This is a genomic window from Fructilactobacillus ixorae, from assembly GCF_024029915.1.
Lineage (GTDB): Bacteria > Bacillota > Bacilli > Lactobacillales > Lactobacillaceae > Fructilactobacillus > Fructilactobacillus ixorae.
Window position 1 is genome coordinate 1,251,640 of record NZ_CP097478.1, and the last position, 25,226, is coordinate 1,276,865.

The 25,226-nt window shown below is 46.7% G+C and carries 18 protein-coding genes; 7 read left to right on the plus strand and 11 right to left on the minus strand.

All coding sequences use genetic code 11. The annotated features are described in order from the left end of the window. Positions 1-200: 200 nt before the first annotated feature. The 9 genes from M8332_RS06275 to secA2 form a co-directional block, all read right to left on the minus strand. On the minus strand, positions 201-2,555 hold the full coding sequence (locus M8332_RS06275; RefSeq protein ID WP_252779999.1) for a KxYKxGKxW signal peptide domain-containing protein: 2,355 nt from the start codon (positions 2,553-2,555) through the stop codon (positions 201-203). 269 nt (positions 2,556-2,824) lie between these two features. Next, positions 2,825-3,013, minus strand: a complete 189-nt coding sequence (locus tag M8332_RS06280) for a hypothetical protein (protein ID WP_252780000.1) — start codon at positions 3,011-3,013, stop codon at positions 2,825-2,827. A 21-nt stretch (positions 3,014-3,034) separates the two neighbouring features. Continuing rightward, positions 3,035-3,889: a hypothetical protein gene (locus M8332_RS06285; protein WP_252780001.1), complete on the minus strand. Its 855-nt coding sequence runs from the start codon at positions 3,887-3,889 to the stop codon at positions 3,035-3,037. Continuing rightward, entirely contained in the window at positions 3,867-5,342 is a 1,476-nt protein-coding gene (locus tag M8332_RS06290; RefSeq protein WP_252780002.1) for a glycosyltransferase, read from the minus strand. The genes M8332_RS06285 and M8332_RS06290 overlap by 23 nt, the downstream gene beginning before the upstream one ends. 11 nt (positions 5,343-5,353) lie before the next feature. Beyond that, complete coding sequence (gene asp3, locus M8332_RS06295) at positions 5,354-6,112, minus strand: accessory Sec system protein Asp3 (RefSeq protein WP_252780004.1); 759 nt, start codon at positions 6,110-6,112, stop codon at positions 5,354-5,356. After that, positions 6,102-7,691 (minus strand): accessory Sec system protein Asp2, encoded by a 1,590-nt coding sequence (asp2, locus tag M8332_RS06300; RefSeq protein ID WP_252780006.1) that lies wholly within the window; start codon positions 7,689-7,691, stop codon positions 6,102-6,104. The genes asp3 and asp2 overlap by 11 nt, the downstream gene beginning before the upstream one ends. A 1-nt stretch (position 7,692) precedes the next feature. Next, positions 7,693-9,273 carry an accessory Sec system protein Asp1 gene (gene asp1 / locus M8332_RS06305; RefSeq protein WP_252780008.1) on the minus strand — a complete coding sequence of 527 codons (1,581 nt, stop codon included), beginning with the start codon at positions 9,271-9,273 and terminating at the stop codon, positions 7,693-7,695. A 22-nt stretch (positions 9,274-9,295) separates the two neighbouring features. Continuing rightward, positions 9,296-10,498 (minus strand): accessory Sec system protein translocase subunit SecY2, encoded by a 1,203-nt coding sequence (locus M8332_RS06310; protein ID WP_252780009.1) that lies wholly within the window; start codon positions 10,496-10,498, stop codon positions 9,296-9,298. A gap of 26 nt (positions 10,499-10,524) precedes the next feature. Then, on the minus strand, positions 10,525-12,870 hold the full coding sequence (gene secA2 / locus M8332_RS06315; RefSeq protein WP_252780011.1) for an accessory Sec system translocase SecA2: 2,346 nt from the start codon (positions 12,868-12,870) through the stop codon (positions 10,525-10,527). Between the two features lie 357 nt (positions 12,871-13,227). Between secA2 and M8332_RS06320 the strand changes: the two genes are divergently transcribed. After that, positions 13,228-13,746 carry a flavodoxin gene (locus tag M8332_RS06320; protein WP_252780012.1) on the plus strand — a complete coding sequence of 173 codons (519 nt, stop codon included), beginning with the start codon at positions 13,228-13,230 and terminating at the stop codon, positions 13,744-13,746. A 111-nt stretch (positions 13,747-13,857) separates the two neighbouring features. Here the strand turns inward: M8332_RS06320 and M8332_RS06325 are convergent, their stop codons facing one another. Together M8332_RS06325 and M8332_RS06330 are read right to left on the minus strand one after the other, a co-directional pair. Then, positions 13,858-16,203, minus strand: a complete 2,346-nt coding sequence (locus M8332_RS06325; RefSeq protein ID WP_252780013.1) for an HAD-IC family P-type ATPase — start codon at positions 16,201-16,203, stop codon at positions 13,858-13,860. A gap of 143 nt (positions 16,204-16,346) precedes the next feature. Further along, complete coding sequence (locus M8332_RS06330; protein ID WP_252780014.1) at positions 16,347-16,772, minus strand: Hsp20/alpha crystallin family protein; 426 nt, start codon at positions 16,770-16,772, stop codon at positions 16,347-16,349. Between the two features lie 218 nt (positions 16,773-16,990). Between M8332_RS06330 and M8332_RS06335 the strand changes: the two genes are divergently transcribed. The 6 genes from M8332_RS06335 to M8332_RS06360 all read left to right on the plus strand — a co-directional run bounded on the left by M8332_RS06335 (position 16,991) and on the right by M8332_RS06360 (position 24,848). Further along, on the plus strand, positions 16,991-18,358 hold the full coding sequence (locus M8332_RS06335; RefSeq protein ID WP_252780015.1) for a hemolysin family protein: 1,368 nt from the start codon (positions 16,991-16,993) through the stop codon (positions 18,356-18,358). Between the two features lie 54 nt (positions 18,359-18,412). After that, entirely contained in the window at positions 18,413-21,454 is a 3,042-nt protein-coding gene (locus tag M8332_RS06340) for a YfhO family protein (RefSeq protein WP_252780016.1), read from the plus strand. Positions 21,455-21,466: 12 nt separating this feature from the next. After that, positions 21,467-21,940 carry a class Ib ribonucleoside-diphosphate reductase assembly flavoprotein NrdI gene (gene nrdI, locus M8332_RS06345; protein ID WP_252780017.1) on the plus strand — a complete coding sequence of 158 codons (474 nt, stop codon included), beginning with the start codon at positions 21,467-21,469 and terminating at the stop codon, positions 21,938-21,940. A gap of 205 nt (positions 21,941-22,145) precedes the next feature. Next, positions 22,146-23,489, plus strand: coding sequence for a dihydrolipoyl dehydrogenase family protein (locus M8332_RS06350; protein WP_252780018.1), 1,344 nt, complete (start codon positions 22,146-22,148; stop codon positions 23,487-23,489). Between the two features lie 29 nt (positions 23,490-23,518). After that, entirely contained in the window at positions 23,519-23,908 is a 390-nt protein-coding gene (locus M8332_RS06355) for a DUF488 domain-containing protein (protein WP_252780019.1), read from the plus strand. 4 nt (positions 23,909-23,912) lie between these two features. Next, positions 23,913-24,848, plus strand: a complete 936-nt coding sequence (locus M8332_RS06360) for an aldo/keto reductase (RefSeq protein ID WP_252780020.1) — start codon at positions 23,913-23,915, stop codon at positions 24,846-24,848. Positions 24,849-25,226 lie beyond the last annotated feature (378 nt).

The window sequence follows — 25,226 nt, forward strand, 5'->3', positions numbered from 1 at the left end:
GCGGTACTAGTTGGATCACCGCCAGATTGTGCATCATTTTGCGCAGCCTCAGGAACTTGTTTTCCTAAGCCCCACATGTAATGTTCTGGCATTTCTTTGTTCGCAAACTGATCAGTGTTCAATGGAATATAAGAATCAACCGAACCGCGATCTTGTTGTGGAATTTCAGTCGTTTTAATGACTTTACCGTACTGATCAACTTACTCAATTTTGATCTTACCGGCTGATAAAGCCTCTGTTTGTAATTCTCGAGTATTATTAGTCAGAATTGTTGAATCAGCAACTTGACCATCTAAATCAGTAACAGTTGCCTCTCCATTTTTCACCACAAGTTTTACAAACTTTGTACTATCATTACCATCGGGAACGTTCTCTGGTGAATCTCTGTTAATCCAAGTTTTGATTCCAGAATTGTCCATCGTAAAGGTTCCAGTACCAGAAATTATTCCTTTACGAGCTGCATTAGGTCGTCCATCATCATCTTGAATTGCTAGGTGTAAAGATTTCGGTGAAATAAATTCCACGCTAGAATTATTTCGTAAATCAACAACTGGACGTTTATCTTGTTGTTGAATATCCATCACCGTTCCTGCATTAAAAATCGCTTTCTGGTTACCAATTAACTTAATTGCACCACGGCGATTAGCAGCATCTGCTTTAATGTGGAAGTTTTGTCCAAAAATAAATTCCGCATTCTTATGGTCACGTCCAGCGTTCCCTTGATCACCATTCAAGAAGTAACGGAATCCACTTTGTGACCAGGTAACATTATCACCGACTCGCATCCCACCAAGTTTGTGATAAATAGCAGGAAAGTCTTCGGCTTTGTTGTCATATGAATTAACGGTATTGGAAGAGTTATCCCCCATGATAAAGAGATTTCCTTCTCCAGCATTACCGTCTTTTTCGTATACATTAAAGTTAAATTCTGAGAATTCACTATCATTAGCAGTCCGGTTTAGAGTTACATGTGCATTATTGGCAATTTCAACTCTACCCATTCCACGAGCAATTTCATTTGAAAGTTCAAAAACATTATTTCCGGAGAAGGTAAGTTTAGAACCTATCCCATAGAAAATCCGAATTGGATTTTGAACATTGCCCTTGGTATTCCCTGCAGTTGATGGTTGAACCGTCACGTTGTTGAAATTAGCCGTAACGAACTTACCTTGTGCAGCATATACCAATGAGCTAGAAATATTTTTGTTCGAGGTATATCCCTGTTTGAAAGTAATATTAGAAATTGTGATTTCAGTCGGATTATCACTATTGTTTTTGAATGCAAAGTTATTATTACCTAAGTCAACAATATGATTATTTCCGTTGATAATGACACTGTTCCCAGTATTTCTGGTCTTAATTTGCTGCTCACCATTTTTAAACTGAATATCATTGGCAATGTCAATATAACGAATCGAATTATTTTCCCAAGCTGCTTTCAGTTGGCTATAGCTTTCCACCTTAGCGTAAGCATTATTGGCAATTGCCGCCTGCTTATAACGTTCGTTATTGGTAACTTGATCTGGAGTTAATACCGTTACTGAAGTTGGCGTTTTAGCAGAGTCACCATTTTTAACTTGGTCCTCAAACGATTGCCGATTCCTGTCCGGATCAGAGGCAACGTGTAATGTATCTCGTTGTGAACCATCGGCATTCAAATGTACGAAGTTGGTCTTTAAATTATTCTTCTTACCAGCTTCCGTAATTCCTGCCAAAACAGCGGCACTTGGCGTTACGTTGGTTGGTAAACCAATGTTAGCAACTCCATCATGCGCGTTAATTGAAACCACGGCATCTTGTGGTGCTTTTTGTTTGATGTCGTTATACGCTGTCTGCTCGTTAATCGCAGAATTAGCTGGTTGTTGCTGCGCCACCTTGTTGTTATCAGCAGTAGCAACGCCAGCAACCATGGTTTGGAGTTTAGCAACCGGGGCACCCGATTGTTCTTCAGTCTGGTTAGCTTGGCTACTTGACTGGTTAGCAGTCCCTTGCCCACCATGTTGGTTTTCCAGCTGTTCGGGCCGAACTACCGATTGATCAGTAGCTGGCTGCTTGGCTTGGTCCAAATCAGTCTGGTGCACCTGTTGATCAGTACCAGCCTCTTGGTCAGCCTTGGTCGAAGTGCTCATACTCAGACTAGTTGAGGCTGATATGGACAACTTCAGACTAGTTGAGTTAGAGATTGACAATGACTGACTGTTACTAGTTGAGAGCTGTAAAGCTTCACTCATACTAGTTGAGACTTGGTCTAACTTGGCTTGCGAATCCTGATTACTACTGACTCCAGAATTGCTAGTCGATGTCGACGGGATGGTTGCAGAATCATTTCCCGCTAGCACATCCTTCTTTGCTTCCTTACTGGGATTGTTCCCGGCCCCCGTCGTTGTATCAGCATGCGCTGCACTGACGCCAACGTTAGCACCAAGAATTCCTCCCATCAGGGTGATTCCAGCAAAAACCCACTTTTTTCCGTCTTTATACATCTTATAATGTATTTTGCCATTTTCATGGACTAGACGAGTGAGGTTTTGCTTATGGTTACTTCTATCATCCATTCAGATAACCCCCATCTAAAAATTTTATTGTTACGTACAATTAACGTAACCAATTGGATTGCACTAAATTAATTTCAATATTACAATGGATTTTGCTAAAAAATAAAAAGGGCTGGTTATATTTTGATAATTTTTGTTTGCTTGACGACGGAGAGTCCGTGTCTGGACACTCCCAGACGATTATCTATCTAAACAAAAAGGATTGACTTAGTTAAAAATAACTAAGTCAATCCTGATGAAAAAATGGAAAAATAAAGTTGTAACCCTATCTAATTTAAAAAGGAAACAAACGTTGAAACCATACTAATCACAACGATTACTAACATAATAATCGAAGTCACAAGCATAAAACCGCGACCCCGTGGCTTCTCATCACTAGCATCCGTTACATACTTTTTTTCCTGATTAAAGCGTTTTTGAATATCAGTTTGTAAATCATCATGTTTTTTAATTGGCATCTGTGTTATCTCTCCATAACCTTAATCCGTCACAATTTTCTTGGTAGGTAAGCCGGCAACCCGAAGCTTTTCTAAATACGGGGCGGGCATCCGGACCGTTTGCACGAACTTAATGTTATCGGCCAAAATATCAGCTAAATTTTGCTTAATTCGACCATCCGGTGTAAAGGGATCTTCTTCTAAATATAACGTATTGTGCGATTTGGTTTTGGCCAACGACCACAGTTCATTTCCCATGAAGTTAATCCCAACGGTGTCCTGTTTTTTTACAATTTTTTTCATTTCAGTTGCCAAAAAATCAGCCATCGAAATGTAGGTTGCCGTGATTCGCATCGTCTTAAAGTTTTCGACCGTGATGTAGTTTAAGCGACCTCCGAAGTAATAGAACCGGACAACTGGACGTTCTTGATCATCATAAAAATCGATTCGCTGTAGTTGGCGATTGGTGTAAATTTCGTTACTAAACTTTTTCCCATCGCTCGCAAAGACTTCCGTAAAATCACGATCCCCATTTTCGTAAAGGTAGTCCACTTGTTGCACGTGGCGACGCAGTTTCGGTAACAAAATCACATTGCCAATTACGTTCCCATCGGCGATGACATCAACGCTAAAGTCACTGTTCATGAAGATTTCAGCGCCAGTAACCGTCGGAAGCTGGTTGAAATATAGGTACGTATTGGGATCAAAATCAATAGTGCGCCCAGTAACCCGATCAAGAACGTTAAATCCGGTGACCTGGGTTTCATTCAGTTGATCCCGCAACGTCGGATTGGGAGCTAACGTGATTACCTCTCCTCCCGTTGCTTCCAAGCGTTTTTTTTGACTACTCCAACTGGGGTGCTCCACATCAATCTTATTTACCACTTCGTAGTGCATGAACTAGTTCCTCCCACCTTTTCGTAATGACGTGATGCCGAAACGGCTTCATGGACGCTTGGGTTGCCTTTTGAACCTGAGCATAGTCCGAAGCTAGCAGGCGCTGAACTCCGTTAACCAAGCTATTGACGTTAAAGTACAGATGGTCATCTCCCACTTTAAACGGCTCCAAAAAGCCGTTCACTCCATCCTTGATTAATTCAAGTGCCCCAAACCGCGCGGCATAAGCGACCACTGGTAGGCCGGCATTCAGAGCTTCAATGGTGGTTAGCCCAAAGCCTTCGGAAAAAGAAGCCGTCAAAAAGGCATCGTACTGCGGGTAAACGCGGTCAAGCTGACTAGAAAAGCCCTTAAGGTGCACGTAGTCTTCCAAGCCTTCTGTTTTGATGGTATCACTGATAATTTTTTCCTGCGTGCCGACTCCATAGATGTCAAAGGTCACGTCAAACCCTAATTGGCGTAGCTTAGCAATGGCGCGGACTGCGAGATCAATGTGTTTTTCGCCAGCGAGCCGCGAGGCAGTTACCAAGTGGAATTGTTCGCCCGGTTTCCAGGTTCGTCGTGGTGGCTCTGGATGATCAGCAACCCCACCTACGGGAATCGTAACAAATTTCTGAGTTTCATTGGGAAAATCGACTAAAAAGTCATCAGTTTGCCGTTGCGTCGCTGATACAGCCCGGTCAATCCGGTCTAAATGGGTTAGCGCATATTCATAATAGTTATTCCACAACGGATGGTTAGGATCATCCCGGTTAGCCAGATGATCGGCATGGACCATTTCAAGCACTCGACTGTTAGCAAACTTCGGATAAAAGAGAGCCACTTCACTCTCTTCGCCCCGATCCAGAAACCAGTTACTTTTGTAACCATAAACCCGGTCTAGTTGCGCAAAAAAATACCGTTGTAACTGAATTTCATTGCGAAAGAAAAGATGCTGCTGATTTTGATCAAACAAATGAATGTTCCGGATTACCGTCCCTCCCTTTTGATTATGGTAAAAATCAAAGGTTACTTTTCGGGTTCCAGAGGAGTATTCAAACAATTCTACTTTAGAAACCGCCAGGAGTTCCGTCGGCTGAGAATAGCGCACCATGGTTTCCATGATTTGGACTCCTGAACTAGTAACCGACTTTAACATCCGGATGGTCTTGGTTCCATCGACAACCTGCTGATCACGTGGTTTATAAAACCGGCGCACCCCCTTGGTAAGGTACCGTTCGCCCAGCACAAAATATTCATACATATTGATCACTTGATCATTCTGTAAGTTCCACTCCGCCATTGCTTCATGCAGGTTTTTAATTAACTGTACGAACACCAACCGATAGGGTAAGTGGGCCTCTGTAAACCGTTGCGCCCGATAAAACTGGGCGTGTTCGATCCCAGAATTTCCAATTCCCATCGCACGGTTGACAAAAAAATTCATCGCTTCGCCATTAGTCTTTTTTTTCATCTTAACATTCCTTATTTGCTAGTCTGCAGCACTTGCCGTGCTAATTGCGTTAAGTGAGGAGTAGGATAACCATACCCACAAATTGTTACAGGCAACTCCTGCTGATTCCGTTCCTTAACCGGCGCCAGCCGCCGGTGTAACGCGGCAGTGGTAACAGCGGCACTCGCTAGTTCCTGCTCACTAAGCCGAACCACCGCACTAATTTGCTTGGAAGCTAATGGAACACTCCAACTCTCAGCATCTCGGCGCCCAACATACAAGTTAATTCCGGTTGCCGCCGGGGGTGCAATCCAGGTCAGACTGAGATCCGAATTAAGTTCGACGTGGTCCGTCGCTAAATCTGCCGCTGGAGCAAGCGCCGCCCAGCGAAAATGGAATGATTGATTAGCCTGCATGACCAGTGCTAGTGAATACGTCTGCGCCGTTGCCGGGTAACGAAACGTTTGGTGCGCGTGGTCTAAGCGAAACTCTTCCACTAAGTGCTGGTGACGATCATACGTCATTAGTTTAAAGTAGAGTGATCCCTGCGGTTCCGCCTGTACATCACTCCGTAATTGATACTGCTGATCGGGTTTTAACAATGGAAGTGCCCCTTGGGAGCGAGTTACCTCAAAACTTTGCTGTGAATGCCAGGTATATAAATCGGTTCCGGGGGGTAACATGGGCGCAGCAAAGCGAACGCCATCGGTCCCATAGTTAACCTTAGCGCCGTGGGTCTCAGCCGCGTTTAGCGCTTGGCCCCAGGTTAAAATCACACAATCATTCTGCATCTACACCACCCTTTCGCTTAAAATCACTCGCCAAGATATTCTCGTACTGCCGTTGAAACCATGCTACTACCCCACTAGTGTCATCATTATGTCGACCAGTAAGTCCCTTATACAAGATGCGGGTAAAGGGGTTCGCGTCCTTTAGATACCGAAACAAATCATGAAACGCTTGGGTGTCATAATCATCCTGGCGCATGTAAGCAATCGCAAAGGTCGTCTGGGTAAAATCGCCCGTTGCAAAATTATCCCAGAAATACTGGTTTAACCGGGTTTGCGCCGCTTGATCGGTGGCGCCTTCCCGCAATAACAATAGGTCCAGCGACGTTTCAAACTGATGAGGCCGGTTAATCCGTTCGTTCGCAGCAATGGTACCTAAATTGACCAGGGGCTTTCCAACGATAACGGCATGTGGCTCCAAGTTTGCCGCGTAGTACAAGGCCGCGGTGGTCCCCATTGAAAGGCCCGACAGAATCAAATCATGGGAGGACAGATGTAGCTGATTTAAACAAGCTTGAATCGTCTGGATGACTGCCGCTTCAAACTCCGGACTGCCAATGTAAAAGGCCCCTCCGGCTAACCGTTCGTCTGCAATCAGTAGGAAGGGGGCGTGGCCATCGCCTAATTGACTCATCATCCGATTTCCTTCAAACCCTTCTGCGGTTCGAAACCCACTAAAGTAGACGTTAAGTGGCGGATGACCATCGCCCGGGTTAAAGTAAGCAGCGACTTGACCGTGCCCGTTGACTGGATCGGTAATCATCTGGGTATCAACTAGATAGGTTCCAAATTGACGCCGATACTTACGAATGTGGAGATTTTGTAAGTTAAACTTAGTCACTTGCCCCTGCAAAAACACCGAAACGTACAGCATACAGCTCTGCGTTGGCGTTCGGAACCGATAAGCCTGTTCACAAACCGCCGCACCGTCAACAACCAGATAGTCGAGGACTTCTTGCCCCGTTTGATCGAGTAAATACAGTTTGAACTGAACCGCCGCTTCGGAATTAAGGTCAAATTCCGGCCAAAATTCAAAGTTCGTATTCGGTTCTAACGCCAACGTCATTCGTTCGTTAATTGCCTGGGTCCAGTGTTCCAGTTCCACGGGGCCGAGAGTTAGGCGCCCGTTCCCTAATTGCGTGGCACATCCTTTAAAGGCCGGAGTAATCTCTAACTGCTCAAAGCCCAGTCGCACCCCATACTGACCCCCAAAAAAGACCTCTTCGATAAACCGAGCCAGCTCCAAGCGATCTTGCAGATCAACCGGTTTGGCTAGTTTGGTCTGTAGCAGTTCCTCAATTTCTGGCGGTAACTGCCCGGCTTGATCATAAATAATTTGATGAGCCGGTAACTTTTGCAGTAACTCGGGCATCAAGTAGGCAAAGGATTGAATTCCTAACAGAAACACCGCCGTTTGGTATTTGCCTTTAATTGCATTGTTTTCAACCAGTTCGTCTTCCATTGCTAAAACGTCTTCTGGTGTTTTTAGGGGAAAGTACTGGAAGGTAAATTGTGCACTAAGATCCGCTTGAAGCAGCAGTTGCGAACCTCCTAACTGAATGACCTTTGTTATCCGTGCCACCTTAAGACCCCATTCCTTTAAAAATCTCCTGCAACTTTTCGATGTTGGCCGTTCCCGAAAAGGCCGAAATTTCCTTCACATTCTCCACCAAGGCCTGATTCCACCGCTGTAGTGAATCTAAGAAGGCCTGCACTGCTAAAACCACTTCATCATCTTTTTTAACCACCACGCCGTTCTGCTGATTCTTCACAAACTGCGTGCGCACTTGGTTAATCTGCGGAATCCCGGCGTTAATCGCTTTAACCTGCAAATAGTTATTTGGCACAATTTCCAGATCAACGAGAATCCGAAGCCGGTCAAAAATTTGGTTGTAAAACGCAACCGAACTATTACCCTGCACGTGTAACCGGTCTAACGTCTCACACGCGCGCACCAAGCGTTTCCAATCGGGCCGTTGCTTGCGCAGCTTGGCCTCTTTGGCTAACGGCGGCGTAATCTGATGCTTCGCCTTTTTGCGCAGGTACCGTTGGACCCACCGAAAGGCTTCCGAAGTCATCGAGATCTGGAAATACGCCTCCACCTGCCTTTTAATGGTCGTTTGGGCCAATCCATAAAGTGCTTCTGAATGAGTATCAATCATCAACTCTTTGTCTTCCGCGGCCAAGACTAGTTCGATTAATCCGGTAGCTAAGCGCTTGAAACGGGTTGCATGCATGGTGCTGACGTGCCAAAAAATGATCTGCGTATCATTACTGTTACTATTTCCTAACTCAAGTTGGGTTGTGTACGGTGATACCACGTGTAACGCTGCATTATGGTGCCGCCCCAACTGGCGCACTTGATCAGCCACGTTGGAACTAGGGAGTAACAACGGTGAGCGCAGTTGAAACGCTGCGTGCATGAGCTTTTGGTCCCGATAGTCATCCTGATTAATCACGATGCCAGTGCGGTAATGCCGTTGTAACTGCTTGGTAATGGCCATGTTTTCACGCGCAAACGCGGCGACCAGGTTAACGGAGTGGGGCTGCTGGTCTAAATACCGCTCCATCACCTCCGTGACGAGTTCATCCAATGAGGCATAGCTAGCGTGCTTAAAGCGGTGGCAGTCAGGATTAATGCTCACCCGGCCCGCTTCTGTTTGATCAACTGTGAGCACTGGAGTTCCGGTTGGGTCAAACAGGATTTCTGTTTGTAACGCATGGCCCTGATACTGGCGACGCCGCGCTAAAAACCCCCGGGCATCAAAATCATCCACCTGACGTTGATCACCATGATAATAAGTAAGCTGTTGCAAAAATTGATCCGCAAACATCCGGGCAGTAGCAACCCGTTGTCTTCCCTGGACCAGGAGCACCCCCTGGGGCGAATAAATGCGATCCAGGTGGTTAAGCTCTGGCAAATCTTCTAGTGCCAAGGGCTTCCCGAGCCGCGGCTGAACTCCCTGAATGACATCAAACGCTTGAAAAACCGGAGCATTCAGTAAGTTAAATTGATTTAATTGGTACATAAACATTGGTAGAAACGTATCCGTCACCAGCACGTACGGTTCATCATTTTCTTCCAGCATCAAAGCATAGTTTAAAATGGCATCGTAATCGAGCGCTAACGTATCGCGTTTCCACGTTGGAATTAAGTAAAACATGCGTCTACTCCTACAAAGCGAGTTAAAAAATTTGGTATTGTTGCTTATTCACCAGTGCCCGGATTTCTTGAAAAATACTGTCCAACATCGTGATTAAGATCAGAATTGACCCAAATAAGAACGAAAAATTAGTCACTTGATTGAAAAATAACCCAATGATTAAAGGCACCGTGGCTACCAGTAAAATATATCCATTCCCTAAAAAGGCCATTCGCATTAACTGGGTTTTTAAGTAAGCTTCGGTCGTGACCCCCGGCGTTACATCCATAATGTAATCACCATTTTTCTTTAACGACTTCGCAATGTTATGTGGTTGAAAGTTCACGAACGCAAATCCGTATCCGAGTAACACAATAATGCAGCCATAGAGCACCACCCCTTGCCAAGTATTGAACGAAAAGAGGGTGGCTAGCCCTGCCTTTAGCCCCCCATTTCCCTGTAATTCGGCTACCAACAGGGACGGAATCGAGAACAAGGAGAGAGCAAACATAAACGGCATCGCCCCGGAAACCAGCACTTTGATTGGAATATACGAATTCGTCAACCGGTTATTAATGTTAATCCGTTCAATTTCAATGCGTAATTCGGAATTGTTGATAAACACGGCGCCAATCACGAACAAGAGAATCACCACGGCCACGATCAACCATCCCCAAACTGGAAACTGCAACGGCGTGGTGCGCCCGGAGTTCAAAACGCTTGGCAGGTTCTTGATGATTCCAGGAATGATAAAGATACTGGTCCCCCCAATCCCAAACTTCGCGTTTAAATCAGCCATCCACACGATCAACATCGCGCCGGCCACGAGAACGGTAAGGGTCATAAAGTAAAACGCCCCGCTGGAAAAACCCAAGTAGTGGGGGTGATACCGTAAAAATAAGAGGGTCGTCGCCATCGCTTGGACAACCGCCAAAAAAATCGTGATTACCTTTTGCAACGTTCCCACCGTTTTTTGTGATAACCGCTGAAATGATTTCTCATTAATGGCGGACAACGTTTGCCAAATAATGAGGGCCGTCATATAGGGGCCCATTCCGAGCGCGAAGAGACTGGGAACGGTAATTTGACTCCCAAAGTTTCCAGAAACAATGTTAATGTATGAGCTTTGTTCAATCGTGCCCACGTAGTCTCTGGGTGCAAAGCCTGGCAAGAGCACCAGACTACCTAATTCGAAGATAATTAACAATCCGAGTGTGAAGCACCCTTTTTTTAGTACGATTTTCACTTTCTAACCTCTTCTTTGTGCTGGCTTTACACAAAAATCACTTTAAGCGTGCCGTCATCTTGATCAACGATCTCAGAAAGCAGGCTGTTCTTTAAAATCAACCGGTAAATTTCGCGTTTCATGGTTTTAAAGGATCGTTGTGCTTCATCTTGATATTCATACACCGGTTTATGCTGACCCCAGTTTCGGTTGCTAACGACTTCTTTTAACTGTTGCAAGGCATCAACTTGTTCAATCCACATTAAATCCAACGACTTCAAGATCACCAGCCGCTTGTAGTACGCTAACTGGTCTTCATTATCAAACTGTTGGGCAACCTTGATTTGCCGGTGTTGAATCAGCTTCATGAGGTACTCAGTTAAAAACCGGGGAGTTTGCCAATTTGCCTCTAGTTCTCCCGCTTCATCCACAAAAAAGTAGTCAATGTTGTTGTAAATGAAGTCAATGACCTCGGTATAATTCGTCGCCTGGTCCACAAAATCTGAAACAGCCAATCGAATCGCCGTTTTCAGGATCTGATTGAGGTCCGCCGACCGCATAATTCGGTTTCGTAACTGATACAAGTAGTTCCGTTGCACTTTCGCCACCTCATCAAAAGCCAGCGTTTGTTGCCGCCCAGCAACCTCGCTGTTTTTTTGCACGCCCTGCGCCCGATCAACCACGTGTTTGAAGCGCAGACTTGCCAGCGGTTGACTAAGATCAAAATTAGGATCAGCTGTCACCCGCTTACGGAATTTCTTGACCCACTTTGGAGCGTTTTCCGTCACAATCTTATCCTCAAGTGAGACAAAAAACATACTATCGCCGGGTTCTCCCTGCCGGCCGGCCCGACCCCGCAGTTGATTATCGATTCGTGCCGACGACATCCGTTCGGTCCCAATCACATAGAGCCCGCCGTTTTGCTTGGCCTGGGGGGACAGCTTAATATCCGTGCCCCGACCGGCCATTGCCGTCGCCACCGTAATGGAATCACAATTCCCAGCTTCTTTGATAATCCGATTTTCCTTAGCAGCACTCGTTGCATTTAAAATGTTGTGCGCATACCCCTTTGAAAGTAAGAGCCGGGAATAGAGTTCCGACATGGAGACGGAGCCCGTTTCAATTAAAATTGGCCGGTGCGCGCGCGAAATTTCGATTACCTTCGCCAACGAAGCTTCGATTTTAGCCTGGTTCGTGACATACACTTGATCCGGATGGTCCTTGCGAATAACCTTCCGGTTGGTCGGAATCACGATGGTATCTAAATGATAGGTATCCCGAAACTCATCGGCATCCGTCAAGGCGGTTCCAGTCATCCCGGAAATTCGTTGGAACAGCTTAAATAAGTTTTGGTAGGTAATGCTGGCCATCCCTTTGCTTTCTTCACTAATTTTGGCATGTTCCTTGGCTTCAATCGCTTGGTGAAGTCCTGCTTGGAGTTTGGTTCCCGGAAGCTTTCTCCCGTTCATCTTATCCAGCAGAATCACTTCGTGGTTTTCCACCACGTAATCACGATCCTTCGTAAATAAGTAGTTCGCCTTTAAGGCAATCACGAGGTGCCGATACAGATTATGGTGCTCTTCACTTAGTAAATCATCGATGCCCGCATAGGTTTCGAGGTGGGTCAAACCCGCTTCCGTTAACCACACGCTTTTTCCGTCCGTCGCTTTTTCAAAATCAACGTGTTCCTGTAATTGGTGAATCATCAGTTCTGATAGCGCATAGAGATTCGATTTCACGTTCGGCGCTCCGGACACGATCAATGGCGTTTGCGCTTGATCTAGCAAAATCGAATCAATTTCATCAATAATGGCGAAATCTAAATTATGAATGTACTGTTCATCAGGGGTCGTGGCCAGGTTATCAAATAAATAATCAAACCCCAGGCTACTGTGGGTGGTGTACACGATGTCTGAGGCATAGATTTTAGCTAAATCCCGTTCATCATCATCTTCGTCATCGTCCTTAGTCACGCCTAACCCCACGGTTAAGCCCAACCAGCGGTAGACCTTCCCGATTTCTTCAGCATCCCGCCGTGCTAGGTAGGGATTGGCCGTGATCAAAAACACCCCGTTCCCAATCAGGCCGTGTAAATACAGGGGCATCGTGGCCGTGAGGGTTTTTCCCTCTCCGGTTTTCATTTCCGCAATGTTGCCCTCGTGGAGCACTAAGGCTCCAATAATTTGGGTCAGGTAGGGAGAAAGCCCTAAAACCCGCCGGTCTGCTTCACAAACAGTTGCATAGGCTTCAATGAGTAAATCGTCGAGGCGACGCCCGTGTTTAATTTGATTGCGAAACTGGACCGTTTGGTTTTTCAGCTCCTGATCCGTCAAGCTCTGCAGGTCGTGCGCGCGTTTTTTTATTTTTTTAGCTAATGTTTGATATTTATGCATGCAAAACACCTTTATTTCTAACTTCCAGCCCACCGGCATCCAGCAGTTCTGCAAATTCTGAATCCGGTTGTATCTCCTGATTAATTCACCTTAAATACTATCATCAAAAACCGAGCAGCGAAACACCCAGTTTGTAAATATATAACAAAAAAACAGTTTAATTTCAAAAAAAGGGGCTTAAAAGGGACCTTTTTTTAATTTATGTTCCAAAAAATACCATCAATTTACAAAAAAGGCTTCAAAAATTATCCCTTGCCTTCATTAATTAAGATCAATTAGGGTAAAAGTGCGCCCTGCCCACTTTTTTGTGCTATTCTAGCTGTGCATTACTATTTGTTATAGAAAGGATTGAATCCCATGCCACAATCAAAAACCTTAATCGCTTATTTTTCCCGGACTGGCAACACCAAGGAAGTTGCTCAGCTGATCCACGCGCACGTAGGAGGCGACCTGTTCGCGATTCAAACGAAACAGCCCCTACCGGCCTCCTTTGCAGAGCAAAAAACCGTGGCGCAGGCAGATCAAGACGCTAACCGGCGTCCGGAGTTAGCAAACCAGGTGCCAAACTTTGCGGAATATGACACGATTTACCTCGGAACTCCAACGTGGGACATGGCGTTGCCCCAACCAGTGGCTAGCTTCTTAACAAGTTATGCTTTTCAGGGCAAAACCCTTTTCCCCTTTGCTACCAACGCCGGGTTTGGAACCGGAACTTTGTTTGCCCAAATCAAAGAACTCGCTCCTGGTGCCACGATCAAACCTAGCTTAACCGTCAAGGGTGGTAACGAAGGTGCCGGCCAAAAATTAGTCATCACCGGTAACTATCAAGTGGAAGTTAACCAACAAGTCAGGGAGTGGCTTAGCTCCCATCAATAAACAGTTACCAAAAAGCGTCCCCATCAACTTTGATGAGGACGCTTTTTGATCAGCTAGATTAAATTTTAAACCGAGTTTCGTGTGCACACGCAGGTAATTCAACTATAATCCTTACTCTGCCGGGCGCCGGTTCCGCCACACGGCTGATACGATCGTTGTTAACCAGTGGATTACCCGTTGTAACCCTAAAAACAGGGGATTAACTAGCAGAATCAGGACTAACCCAATCACTCCGAGGGGCCAGCTAACCAGCGAGGCAAACCCCAAGAAGTGGCGGAACAGGACGAAGGTGCCTAAGAAGAGCATGATACTGCCCGCAATGATCGCGGTTTTGTAGGGATTCAAGGGCCGACTCACTAAGATCAGCGCTTGCCAACAGACAAAGCCCGTTACGAGCACGCTCAAAGTGGACAGTTGTAGTTGCTGCCAGTGCAACAAACTGCCGAGGCCATCGATTACTAAAACGTTAATCACCACGGTGAGCGCCGACGGCAATGAAATTTCGGTAATCCCAGCGATAAACCGATCGCGGATTGGATGAAACGCAGGGGCTAGGGCCAATAAAAAGGACGGAATTCCTACCATGAGGCTGTTGATCGGGGTTAACTGGATTGGTGCAAACGGATAGCTCTTGGCCAGAAACAAAAAGAGGACACTGAGCATTACCGAAAACATCGTTTTAATCAGGTACAACGAGGCAATGCTATCAATGTTATTAATCACCCGGCGCCCTTCCCTTAAAACGTTGATGAGCGCGGAAAAATTCGAATTCATCAAGACAAAATCAGCAATGCTTTTGGTACTTTCGTTTCCACTGGCCATCGCAATCCCACAGTTAGACTGGCGTAACGCCAGGATGTCATTCACCCCGTCTCCAGTCATTGCGACCGTGTGTCCATTCGCCTGAAGCGCTTTGATTAGCCGTTCCTTTTGGGCGGGCTTCACCCGCCCAAAAATGGTGTGCTTCGCAACTAACGCTTGATAGTCCGCATCGGCTCCCACTTGACTCATATCAACGCTCCGTTGCCAACCTGGAATCGCGGTTGCCTTGGCAATCTGGGCAACCGTAGTGGGATCGTCTCCAGAAATCACCTTGGCGGTCACGCCCTGATTCCGCAAGTACTCTAACGTGGAGGCGGCATCCGGCCGGATAACATCCGTAATTAAAAGGAAGGCAATTAACTGCGTTCCCTGTAAGTCATTGGTTTGGAGCGTGGTCGCTTGCACCAAGGCTAAGACCCGGTTACCATCCTGCGCTAACCGCTGGACGTCCGCTTGCTGTTTGGGAGTTAAGTCCAACACAAACTGGGGCGCCCCCATGGCAAATTTACCAACTGCTCCAACCGTGCCCCCACTCCACTTTCGCGCTGACGAAAAGGGCACAATGTCAGTCACGGGATCGGGATGTTCTTGAAAGTGGGCCTGTAACGTCCGGGCCGTCTCGTTCGTGTCCCCAATCCCGTTTACTAGTGAACCCAAAATCGCTCCGACTTCCGCCTTCGTGTACCGCGTGGTTTCTAACTGGAGTTGTTTAAACTGGAGGGCGCCACTCGTGAGCGTTCCGGTTTTATCCAAACAAATGGTATCAACCCGGGCCAGAGTTTCAATCGAAGCCAAGTCCCGCACCAGCACGTGTTGCCGGGCGAGGTGATAAGCAGAGACTGCTAAGGTAACTGACGATAACAGAACCAGACCCTCGGGGATCATCCCCATCATGGCAGCAACCGTCCCGAGAATCGCTTCTGCATACCCTACCCCGTGGAGAAACCGGGATACCAAGAGAATTGTTCCCAAGGGCACGATGATGATGGTTAAAATTTTAATGATGCGGTTGATCAGGCGAAGCAACTGACTGTTATTTTGTTGGGTCGGCTTAATTTTGGCGGTCAATGAGTTTACAAACGTGGCAGCCCCTACTTTTGTAACTTGAATCAGGGCATTCCCACTCACCACAAAACTTCCCGACGTGACCGGGTCGCCCACCTGCTTCCTGATGGGATCGGCTTCCCCAGTGATTTGCGACTCATCCACTTCCAGTTCCTCGGTTGCAAGTACCGTCCCGTCGACCGGAAACTGGTCACCCAAGGTAACCTGTAAGGTATCGCCTTGAACCACGGCTGCCGGGGCAATTGCCTGGGGAGCCCCGTTTCTAATCACCGTGACCGGAGAATGCGATAGTAACGCCATCTTGTCTACTTGGTGTTTAGATCGTAGTTCTTGAAAGATTCCGATCAACGTGTTGACGGTGGCAATCAGGATAAAGAGCATGTTTTTGTAACTACCGGTCGTAAAAACCATGATCGCCAGGATTACGTTAATCAAATTAAACAGAGTAAACACGTTCTCCGCAATGATTTGCCCCGTGGACTTAGTGAGGGGCCGTGGTTCCGTATTTTTTAACCCTTGCTGTACCCGCGCTTGTACTTCCGCGCTCGTTAACCCTGAAAATTGTTGCATCCGCCATCCCCACTTTCGTCATTTCAATATTCTTAGTATACCGAACTCTTGACAGAACGCATGGTTTAACCCTGCTTTTAAAGAAATTTTAACCAAAATAAAACAGCCCGCTCTCATCGAACTGACTGTTGTTACTGTTCTGGTTAGTTAATTTCGATTTGGTGGTTGTCGCCCGCGTCATGCGGAGCTTTTGGTAAGGTGACCTTCAACAGCCCGCCCTCGTAACTGGCGGAAATGGCCTGATCATCAACATCGGGCAGGTAAAACGACCGGGTCACATCCATCGAGCGCCGCTCTTGGTTCAAAACCCGTCCGGCATCATTTTGTACTTCAGCATTAATGTCATGCGTCGCGTGAATGCTGAGGGTTCCGTCATCATAGGTCAAGTGAATGTCCTGCTTTTGAAAGCCCGGCAATTCAACCACAACTTCAAAATCCTGATCGTGCTCAATGATATCGGTCTTCATCCGGTTATCACCAGCCACTGAGCTCAATAAACTCTTCCCAAAGTTACCAAAAAAATCATCAAGCGGATTGTAACCGTTGTTTTGAATTTCATTCCGTGCCATGTTAAAAACCCCTTTCAGAAGTAATGCATCAGTTTCCTGACACCTTGATTGTAGAGCCAGTTCCGCTAGAATTCAATTAATTAAGCGTTCGCAGCGGGGATTTTAAAATTACTCCTTTCAATAATATGGTAAAATAAATGATAAATGTTTAAAATGTTAGATATAACTTACTTATTAATGAAGCTAATCGCTTAAATCAACGAAAAGAGGAATGCTACTTGGTTACTGGATCGATTTTTATCGACTTAGTTATTATTTTAGTTACATTCTTTTTGGCCGGTTTTTTCGTTGCCTGTGAATTTGCCCTCGTGCAAACTCGGACAACCGCCCTCCAGGAAGAATTGGATGATGATCACACATCTACCAAACGCAAGCGCAAACTAACCCGCGAACTACACATGGTGAAGAATTTGAACGAATACCTCTCAACCACGCAAGTAGGGGTTTCGTTAGCTGGAATCATTCTAGGCTGGATTGGGGAAACCTTTGCCATCGAATTATTTGTCGACATCCTCGGTCACGGTGGCATGGGTGCCCCTAGCGCTACTGCCCACGGGATTGGGGCCATCCTCGGAATTATCGTGTTGACCTACTTAGAGGTGGTCTTCACAGAAATTCTCCCGAAAAACCTCAGTATTGATATGCCCCTCAAAGTCTTAGACGTGGTCAGCACTCCGCTTCACTACTGTCACGTCATCTTTTACCCCTTCGTCTGGCTCCTAAACGTGTCGGCAGCGGGGGTCGTCAAAATGCTCGGATTACCGGTGGCCAACGAAAACGACGAAGCCCTGTCACAATCAGAAATTCTCAGTGTTTCCAAGGCGGCCGTGCAAAACGGGGATTTGGAACAAAATGACTACCTCTACATGCGCCGGGCGTTTGAACTGAACGATAAAACCGCGCGTGACATTATGATTGACCGAACGCAGTTAAAAACCGTTGACGTTAACGATACGGTTAATGATGCCATTGAAACTTATCTAAGCACCAAGTACAGTCGGCTCCCGGTCGTAAAAGATAACGACAAGGACGACATTCTCGGGTACGTCTACATTTATGACTTGATTAAACAAGCGCAAATCAACCCGGATAAACCGATTACGAATTTAATTCGTAAAATTGATACCACCTCAGAAACGACCACCATCTCCATCGTGCTCCAACAGATGATTCATAACCACCAACCAATTGTGGTGGTGATCGACGAGTACGGGGGAACCTCTGGGATCATTACTGATAAGGATATTTACGAAGAGCTCTTTGGAACCGTGAGAGACGAAATTGATCCTTCTAGTCATACGTACATCTTCAAGCAACCCAACGGTTCCTATAAAATCAGTGGAAAGTTAAATACCTATGACTTTGAAAAATACTTTGATACGCAAATCAAAGAATTCAATGAATCCGATGTCGTTACCATCGCTGGGTTTGTCATTGAACACTATCCACACATTAAGGTCGGCGACATCGTGCAGATTGGCAACTTCAAGTTTAAAGTCCTTGATTACGAAAACTCGTTTATTAACTGGTTTGAAGTTACCGAGGTTCCTGCGACGCTAACGAACCCCAGCGATACTGATCATTAATTCCACTCAAACGAGGCGTGCCTCGTTTTTTTTATTAACAAGGAGAGCAATTAGATGAAGATGCTGAAAAAACTGCCAACCTGGGTGCTCTATACCATCCTATTTGCAATCATCGTCGCAGTCTTTGGGTGGACGTTTTACCTTACCGATCGTTCGCTCATTTGGAGCATGGATGGAATTGCCCAGCACTACCCCATTCTCGTAAACTTCCGGGAACTGCTAGTTAATTTTCTCGCTCATCCCAGCCACGGCTTGACCCACTGGTCGGTTGATCTCGGTCTTGGAGCAGATCAACTCACTAGTTTTTCCTACTACGTAATTGGGGATCTGTTTAACTATCTCATCGTCTTCTTTCCAAAGGGACAAATTGAATTTGGCTACGGTGTTTTGGTCCTCCTCCGGTTGTACTGCGCGGGGTTAGCTTTTTTAGTGTATCTGCACAACTTTCACTTGCGAAAAATTAGCCGGTTAATTAGTACCCTCACCTACACTTTTTCCAGTTTTGCGTTGTACGCCGGCATGCACCATGCCTTCTTTTTACTCCCCCTCATCTTCTTTCCCCTCCTGGCCGCAGGAATTGAACGTGTCCTCCGGCACCAATCCAGCTGGCTACTCTGCGGGGCTGTTTTCATCACCTTTTTAAGCAACTTTTACTTTGCTTACATGCTGGGACTCGGTTGCTTAATTTATGTTACATTACGAAGCCTGATGGTTAGAAAAGCCCGGTGGTTTCACTGGGGCCGGTTTTTCCTCCGCTTGACCGTTACGGTTGGACTCGGAATGCTAGCAGCCGCGGTGCTCTTTATCCCCACCATGCTTTATGCCTTTCAGTCCACTCGGATTACCGGTGACTTTGCCAACGGTTATCGGCTATACCCCCTGAGTTACTATCTCAATTTACCCAGCAAACTGCTTGGGCTGGGCGGACCTTTCTCATTTTGGTTAATCATTGGGCTCAGCGGAATCAGTTTGTACGCCTTGGTCTACGTTTTGCTCCACTTCAAACGCTATCGCTACCTTAACGTTGCCCTGCTATTAGTCGGCGCTGGTCTCTGTTTGCCTGCCGTCAGTGCCATCTTTAATGCCTTTGCGTCCCCCTCGAACCGGTGGTTAGCGTTAGCACTCCTGCCGGTTGGGCTCGCTACGGCCATCTTTGTCAATCACCTCACCCGCTTAACCCGCCGCGACGTCTTAACCCTTGGAATCAGTACGCTCGGCCTCCTCGTGCTCATCTGGGCAAGTCAGGGCTTCCTCTTCCGGTTGCAACGCCATGATGTGATTGAATACGTCCTCCTCTTTGGCTTACTGGCTTGTTGCTGGTTGGCCCGCGATGATCACTGGAACCCGCGCACCCTCTATCTCAGTGTGTTGACCATCGTTACTCTAAACCTCATTGCGCTCGGGCTGGGCTACTATAGTCCGAACAACAGTGGGTTCAGCCGTGGGATGCTACGCCAGCAAAGTGCTGCCCACTACACCCAAAATTACTACGATGGGGCTGATCACTACGTTACAAAGCGACTGGGCAACGCCCGGACGAGCATTGGCCCGCGCTACCACTACTTTCCGCTGGAGCGGGCGCACACGTTTAACATCGACTACTTTAACGCGAGTTCTAACCTACCGTTGAACCTCCAAACCCATGACATTGCATCCTACTTAACACTGGAAAATGGGTTCGTGGGCCAGTTAGAACAAGCCATCCGGAATAATCAGTTTACGCCCAATGATCCGGTCGCCCAAAACGATTACCGTTCAACCATGTTGTCTCTGATGGGAGTTAAATATCTCTTTCTTAACTCAGCACAACGCCACTATCGCTTACCCGCGGGCTTTAAAATCATCAAGAACCAGCGCCACGAACCGCGCCTGTTCAAGAATCAAAATCAACTCCGCCCGGCTGATCAGGCCACCGGAACGATCCTAGCTCAAAACCAGAACGCCCTCCCCCTTCTCTACAGTCAACGCACGGCCATTCATCCGGCTACTTGGAACCGACTGGGGCCCGTTGAAAAGGAACAATCCCAATTACAGGGAGCCGTCGTTGCTTCGCCTGGCAACCGAGTGCGCACAATTACCCCCCGCCAAACGAGTAAGTCCCTTGCGTACACGACTAACCTGGACGACCAGGACTGGATTACCACCTTTGACCAGTTGGCAACCTCTAAATGGGGGCAGGATGCGAACCGCACAACTACGCCGGACCAACACTACACTAGTAAAGCCCGGGCTAAGGATGTGTTATCTGCCAATGACCAGCGCAAGCGAGCGGTTCAGCACCAGAATCGCACTGGGCTACACGAACTAAATACGGATGTGCTTGGAAAACCTCAGCCGGTAACCCTAAAACTGAAGCACCCAGCAGCGACCCGGAACACGGAACTCTACTTAGAATTAGATGGTATCCATGCTAGTGCCTCTTCCCCAGCAGAACAGCAACACCAAGCCCAGAACCAAGCGTGGTTACGAAACCAAAGCCCGAGTCCAATGGATCATTTAAATGAGTGGCGTCAAGGGCTCCAAACCAGTAACAATGGTAGCTTTAAACTGACGGCCCACACGACCGGGATGAGTAATGCCGTGACGCAACTTGGAACGGACGAACTTTCTAACTACGTCCCCAAGCGAAACGCCGTCCTCAATCTTGGTTACGCTCCCAAAGCTCGGTCGACCATTACATTACATTACCAAGGAGCCAGTCGCTTGCGCTTCAATCGGGTACGGGTCATTGCCGTGCCAATGGGGAAAGCCTACCAACAACGGTTGCACCAGTTACAAACCCAACGACTCCGTCACATTAAATTGACCCCCAATCAAATCACGGGGACCAGCAAGCAACCGCGGCCAACGGTCCTCACTACCTCAATTCCCTACTCTAAAGGCTGGCAGTTATTCGTCGATAACCATCCCGTGGCAACCCAACGTGTGAACACAGGCTTTGTCGGGGGAATCATCCCCGCCGGCACGCATCAAATTCGGCTGCAATACCGGACTCCCGGCCTCGGACTCGGTCTGCTTCTCACGCTGATCAGTGGTATATTGGTACTAGGAATTGGTTTTTTAAGTTGGTTACTTAAACACCGTAAACATTCGTAATGGAGGCTCACCATGAAACCGATGCGCATTTTATTCATTTCAATTGAAGGCAACACTCGCAACTTTGTCGAAAACCTCACCGCTTATGCCCAAAAACGCCACGACCAGGATCCAGCTAACCCGCTCGTGGTGGGCACAGAGATTAGTGATCAAACTGACTTTGCCACGGAAACGGAGCCCTACTTTGTAACGGTCCCAACCTATCTCGACGGTGGGGATGGGATTGGGAGTGGCGTAACCGAACTGTTAACCACCACCCTTGGTGAATACATTGGTTATGGTAATAATGCCGCTCTCTGCCTGGGAATCATCGGCAGCGGGAATAAAAACTTTAATGCCCAGTACTGTTTAACCGCTAAACGTTACTCCCGCATGTTTCACGTTCCGTTTCTCGCTGACTACGAACTCCGAGGCACCGACCAAGATGTCCAACGGATTTACACCGACATGATGATTCGTAGCCAAGAAGTGTTACCCCAACTCTAACGTCAAACTAATCAAAGCTGGATCGCCGGTAAAACTTGGCGGGGCTTGTTCAACTTGCTTGGTGCCCTTCAACGTAGCATCGTAATGGCTTTTTGTGCGACCGCTCTGACTAACAAAAAGTCAATTTAATTGCGGTCGTGCTTTTTTTTTGCTATTTTAAAGTTAGGATTCAAATTACAATTGATCAGAACAAAGGAGTGTAACAATGGAAGAACGAAAGTATCAATATGATGTTTTATACCTCGGAAGTGGACACGGTGCCTTTAACGGGGCGATGCCGTTAGCTCAAGCTGGCTTTAAACTCGGAATGATTGAAGTCGATAAAATCGGGGGGACTTGTCCCAACCGAGGATGTAACGCCAAAATCTCCCTTGACATGCCAGTCAAAGTCAAGGAAGCCGTTGACCAAATGCAAGGAGCTGGTTTAACTGGAACCACTAAGTTGGACTGGAAGGCTAATTACGAACATGAAAAGAAAATAGTTGGCGTTTTACCTAAAGCCATCGGAGCTGGGCTAGAAAGCCTCGGAATCGACCTAATCCACGGCAAGGGAACGCTCGTTGACGAACACACCATTGCCGTTAACGGTCAAAACTACACCGCTGATAAATTAGTAATCGCCACCGGAGCACACTATCACCAGTTAGACATTCCTGGTCAAGAATACCTCCACAACGGAACTGACTTCTTAGATCTCGCTGACCAACCGAACCGGATGACTATCATCGGGGGTGGCTACATTGCCCTTGAGTTTGCTACCATCGCAGCAACGGCTGGAACTGACGTAACCTTAATGTTGCACCACGAACACGCCTTAAAACAATTCTACCAACCATTTGTTGAAGAACTGCTTACTGACTTAGAAGCAAAGGGCGTTCACATCATGAAGAACGTGACACCAAGTGCCGTAACCAAGCAAGCTGATGGTTACCAAGTCGAAACTAACCAAGGCAACGTAGCCAGCGATTGGATTCTTGATGCCACTGGTCGGCTTCCAAACGTTAAAGGAATCGGACTTGACGAAGTGGGCGTTGAATACGATGATCACAAAGGAATCGCCGTTAACGGTCACTTACAAACATCGGTTCCTAGCATTTACGCTACTGGAGACGTGCTTGACAAAGAAGTGGGTCGTTTAACTCCTACGGCTATCTATGAAGGAATGTACCTCACAAAGCTCTTTACGGGCGCAACTACGGATCCAATCAACTATCCAGCCGTTCCCAGTGCCGTCTTCACTTCTCCACGGATTGCTCAGGTTGGAGTTACTCCTGATCAAGCCCAAGCTCACCCAGATCAATACGACATCAAGGAAGCTGATTTAAGCCAGGACTGGTTCCGGTTAGCAATGCGGGCTAACCAAGGTAAAACCCTGACTATCTTTGACAAACAAGGTTACCTAGTGGGAATGGCTGAAGTTAGTTCTGAAGCTGATAACGCCATCGGTAGTGCCTTGCCATTTATCGAATACCACATTGATCCAGAAAAGATGAATAATTTCATCACATTATTCCCAACCATCGAATCAGAAACGAAGCACCACCTGTAAAAGCGACCTCGAGGTGAGGAGGAAGTTTCATGCAGCTAACGATTGAGCGGATTTACACCAAACCAGTTAATCATAATGGTTATCGAATCTTGGTGGACCGCCGGTGGCCCCGGGGCCTTTCTAAGGTCAACGCGGCCCTCGACGAGTGGGCGAAGGAAATTGCTCCCACAACAGAATTACGGCGTTGGTTTAACCACCTTCCGGAACGGTTTCCCGCGTTTCAACAACGCTACCGTCAGGAATTAGACCAAAACCCGAAAACCCCGGCCTTTGTAACGAAGGTCGCCACGCAGTTACAAACTCGGAACGTCCTGCTGCTATACGGCGCTAAGGACCAACAGCATAACCAAGCCGTCGTGCTACTGGAGTATCTCCAGCACCAACCTGCTCTTCAATCAGTTTTACAGTCAAAGGAGTAAATTTATGCAAACAGTTAAAATTGGAAAATCAGACGTTATTACTACTCCATTGGGATTAGGTACCAACGCGGTCGGTGGTCACAACCTCTTCCCACATCTCCACGATGAAACCGGAATTAAAATCGTTAAAGCCGCCCTCGACAATGGTATTTCCTTGTTAGATACTGCTTACGCTTATGGCCTCGGCCGTTCTGAAGAATTAATCGGCCAAGCCATTAAAGCTTACGACCGGGGCAAAATTCAAATTGCCACCAAGGGCGGGCAAAAAGTAACTGCTCAAGGTGACATGGTAATCGACGACTCTCCAGCGCACCTCCAACAAGCTGTTGCAGAAAGTTTACAACGACTGCAAACTGATTACTTAGACATCTTCTACATTCACTTTCCAGATGGTAAGACGCCTCTTTATGAAGCGGTTGCTGCTCTGCAAGAACTGAAGGAAGCTGGCAAAATCAAGGCCATCGGCGTTTCCAACCTCTCGATGGAGCAACTGCGTGAAGCCAATCGGGACGGCTACGTGGACGTTGACGAAGAGCAATACAATCCTTTTGCTCGCGATGCCGAACAGGAACGGTTTGCTTACTTACAAGCAAACCACATCTCCTTCGTGCCGTTCTTCCCCCTCGCTTCTGGTTTGTTAACCGGTAAGTACAGTGAAAAAACGAAATTCGAAGAAACCGACATCCGTCATGATGATCCGAACTTCCAAGAACCGCGGTTCTCACAAATTATCAAAGCCGTTGATCGTTTGAAACCAATGGCTAAGGAACATGACGCAACGATTGCTCAATTGGTTTTAGCTTGGTACGTTAAGAATCCCAACATCTCCGTTGTGATTCCTGGCGCTAAGCACCCCGACCAAGTGGTGAACAATGCCAAAGCGCTTCAGATTAACCTGACCAACGAAGAGTATGCAGCAATTGATTCAACCTTACGGTAACTAACTGAGCGTTATAGAAATAGACTTTACAATTTTTGGTACTGATGACATTCATTAAGTGAATGCGATCGGTACCTTTTTTGTATAATTAGTGGAGCTAAAAAAGAACATATCGGCCGAACCGATATGTTCCCACCCCAAAAAAGGATGCTCTATATGTCTACTTTTTTGAAGTTTCTTAAATGGATTTAACCTAGATTAACAGCTTCGGCTATTTATGACTTGAGTCATCAACGTGATTGGTGGTAAAGAGTTTTAAGGAGCTTGCCAATTTTAGCAATTGGCAAGCTTTTTTATTAAAAATTTATTGAAGCTATTTTTTATGCTTATTATATTCAGTGTATTGAATTTCTAATAAAACAGCTTCTCCACTTATTA